Origin of the sequence: Streptomyces scopuliridis (genome assembly GCF_042790125.1) — a bacterium.
GTDB lineage: Bacteria > Actinomycetota > Actinomycetes > Streptomycetales > Streptomycetaceae > Streptomyces > Streptomyces scopuliridis_A.
The window spans coordinates 1-3,541 of record NZ_JBHTZS010000069.1 but is presented as its reverse complement, the minus strand read 5'-3'; the positions used below and the strand labels follow the sequence as shown (position 1 = coordinate 3,541).

At 68.7% G+C, this 3,541-nt stretch carries 1 protein-coding gene; it reads left to right on the top strand.

Features of this window, described 5'->3' with window-relative positions; translation table 11 throughout:
* Positions 1-3,493, top strand: a 3,493-nt coding sequence (locus ACFRKB_RS38850) for a multifunctional oxoglutarate decarboxylase/oxoglutarate dehydrogenase thiamine pyrophosphate-binding subunit/dihydrolipoyllysine-residue succinyltransferase subunit (protein WP_383111293.1), incomplete at its 5' end; no start/stop codon positions are given.
* Positions 3,494-3,541: the final 48 nt, after the last annotated feature.

Sequence of the window (3,541 nt, the reverse complement as noted above, 5' to 3'; positions counted from 1 at the left end):
CGCGAAGCCCGCTGCCGCCGCCCCGGCGCCCGTGCGGCCCGCCGCCCCCGTGCAGCCCCCGGCGGCCCCCGCCCCGGTGAAGGCCAAGCCCGCCCCCGCCGCCGGCGAGGCCACCGCGGCTCCCGAGGGCCCGGAGTACGTGACGCTGCGTGGCCCGTCCGCCGCCGTCGCGAAGAACATGAACGCCTCGCTGGAGCTGCCCACGGCCACGTCCGTGCGCGCGGTCCCGGTGAAGCTCCTCTTCGACAACCGCATCGTCATCAACAACCACCTGAAGCGCGCGCGTGGCGGCAAGATCTCCTTCACGCACCTCATCGGGTACGCGATGGTGCAGGCCATCAAGGCCATGCCGTCGATGAACCACTCCTACGCGGAGAAGGACGGCAAGCCGACCCTCGTCAAGCCGGAGCACATCAACTTCGGTCTGGCCATCGACCTCGTGAAGCCGAACGGCGACCGCCAGCTCGTCGTCGCCGGCATCAAGAAGGCCGAGACGCTCAACTTCTTCGAGTTCTGGCAGGCGTACGAGGACATCGTCCGCCGCGCCCGCAACAACAAGCTGACGATGGACGACTTCACCGGCGTCACCGTCTCGCTGACCAACCCGGGCGGCCTCGGAACGGTCCACTCCGTACCGCGTCTGATGCCCGGTCAGTCGGTCATCATGGGCGTCGGATCCATGGACTACCCGGCCGAGTTCCAGGGCACGTCCCAGGACACCCTGAACAAGCTGGGCATCTCCAAGGTCATGACGCTGACCTCGACGTACGACCACCGCGTCATCCAGGGCGCCGCGTCCGGCGAGTTCCTGCGGATCGTCAGCCAACTGCTGCTCGGCGAGAACGAGTTCTACGACGAGATCTTCCAGGCGCTGCGCATTCCGTACGAGCCGGTGCGCTGGCTCAAGGACATCGACGCCTCGCACGACGAGGACGTCACCAAGCCCGCCCGGGTCTTCGAGCTGATCCACTCCTACCGGGTCCGCGGTCATGTCATGGCCGACACCGACCCGTTGGACTACCTCCAGCGCAAGCACCCCGACCTGGACATCACCGAGCACGGGCTCACGCTGTGGGACCTGGAGCGGGAGTTCGCGGTCGGCGGCTTCGCCGGCAAGTCCATGATGAAGCTGCGCGACATCCTGGGCGTGCTGCGCGACTCGTACTGCCGCACCACCGGCATCGAGTTCATGCACATCCAGGACCCGAAGCAGCGCAAGTGGATCCAGGACCGGGTGGAGCGTCCGCACGCCAAGCCCGAGCGCGAGGAGCAGCTGCGGATCCTGCGCAGGCTCAACTCGGCCGAGGCGTTCGAGACGTTCCTGCAGACGAAGTACGTGGGCCAGAAGCGGTTCTCGCTGGAGGGCGGCGAGTCCGTCATCCCGCTGCTCGACGCGGTCATCGACTCCGCCGCCGAGTCGCGGCTCGACGAGGTCGTCATCGGCATGGCCCACCGCGGCCGGCTGAACGTCCTCGCCAACATCGTGGGCAAGTCGTACGCGCAGATCTTCCGGGAGTTCGAGGGCAACCTCGACCCGAAGTCGATGCACGGCTCCGGCGACGTGAAGTACCACCTGGGCGCCGAGGGCACCTTCACCGGTCTGGACGGCGAGCAGATCAAGGTCTCGCTGACCGCCAACCCCTCGCACCTGGAGGCGGTGGACCCGGTCCTGGAGGGCGTCGTCCGCGCCAAGCAGGACATCATCAACAAGGGCGGTACGGACTTCACGGTCCTGCCGCTCGCGCTGCACGGCGACGCGGCCTTCGCGGGCCAGGGCGTGGTCGCCGAGACGCTCAACATGTCGCAGCTGCGCGGCTACCGCACCGGCGGCACGGTCCACATCGTGATCAACAACCAGGTCGGCTTCACCGCCGCCCCCGAGGCGTCGCGCTCCTCCATGTACGCGACCGACGTGGCCCGCATGATCGAGGCGCCGATCATCCATGTGAACGGTGACGACCCGGAGGCCGTGGTCCGTGTCGGACGGCTCGCCTTCGAGTTCCGCCAGACGTTCAACAAGGACGTCGTGATCGACCTCATCTGCTACCGCCGCCGCGGTCACAACGAGGGCGACAACCCGCAGTTCACCAACCCGCAGATGGTCCGGCTGATCGACAAGAAGCGCTCGGTGCGCAAGCTCTACACCGAGTCCCTGATCGGCCGCGGCGACATCACGCTGGAAGAGGCGGAGCAGGCGCTCCAGGACTTCCAGGGCCAGCTGGAGAAGGTCTTCGCGGAGGTCCGCGAGGCCACCTCGCACCCGGGCACGGCCCAGGTGCCGGACGCCCAGGCGGAGTTCCCGGTGGCCGTCACCACCGCGGTCTCCCAGGAGGTCGTCAAGCGGATCGCCGAGTCGCAGGTCAACATCCCCGACACGGTCACCGTCCACCCGCGCCTGATGCCGCAGATGCAGCGGCGGGCGGCCTCGGTGGAGGACGGCACGATCGACTGGGGCATGGGCGAGACCCTCGCCCTCGGCTCGCTGCTGATGGAGGGCACGCCGGTCCGGCTCTCCGGCCAGGACACCCGCCGCGGTACGTTCGGCCAGCGCCACGCGGTCCTGGTCGACCAGGGCACGGGCGAGGACTACACCCCGCTCCAGTACCTCACCGACGAGCAGGCCCGCTACAACGTCTACGACTCGCTGCTCAGCGAGTACGCGGCGATGGGCTTCGAGTACGGCTACTCGCTGGCCAGGCCGGACGCGCTGGTCATGTGGGAGGCCCAGTTCGGTGACTTCGTCAACGGCGCGCAGACCGTCGTGGACGAGTTCATCTCGTCGGCCGAGCAGAAGTGGGGCCAGACCTCCGGCGTCACGCTGCTGCTGCCGCACGGCTACGAGGGCCAGGGCCCGGACCACTCGTCCGCCCGGCCGGAGCGCTTCCTCCAGATGTGCGCGCAGAACAACATGACGGTCGCCATGCCGACCCTGCCGTCGAACTACTTCCACCTGCTGCGCTGGCAGGTCCACAACCCGCATCACAAGCCGCTGGTCGTCTTCACCCCGAAGTCGATGCTGCGTCTGAAGGCCGCGGCGTCCAAGGCGGAGGAGTTCACCACCGGCGGCTTCCGCCCGGTGATCGGCGACACGAGCGTGGACCCCAACGCCGTGCGCAAGGTCGTCTTCACCGCCGGCAAGGTCTACTACGACCTGGACGCCGAGCGGCAGAAGCGCGGCGTGACGGACACCGCGATCCTGCGTCTGGAGCGCCTGTACCCGCTGCCGGGTGCGGAACTCCAGGCCGAGATCGCCAAGTTCCCGAACGCCGAGAAGTACCTGTGGGCCCAGGAGGAGCCGGCGAACCAGGGTGCCTGGCCGTTCATCGCGCTCAACCTGATCGACCACCTGGACCTGGCGGTCGGCGCGGATGTGCCGCACGGCGAGCGGCTGCGCCGTATCTCGCGTCCGCACTCCTCGTCCCCGGCGGTCGGCTCGGCCAAGCGCCACCAGGCCGAGCAGCAGCAGCTGGTCAACGAGGTCTTCGACGCCTGACGGACCCGCCGTACATACCGGAGGGCCCGGCCCCGCGCGGATCGCGGG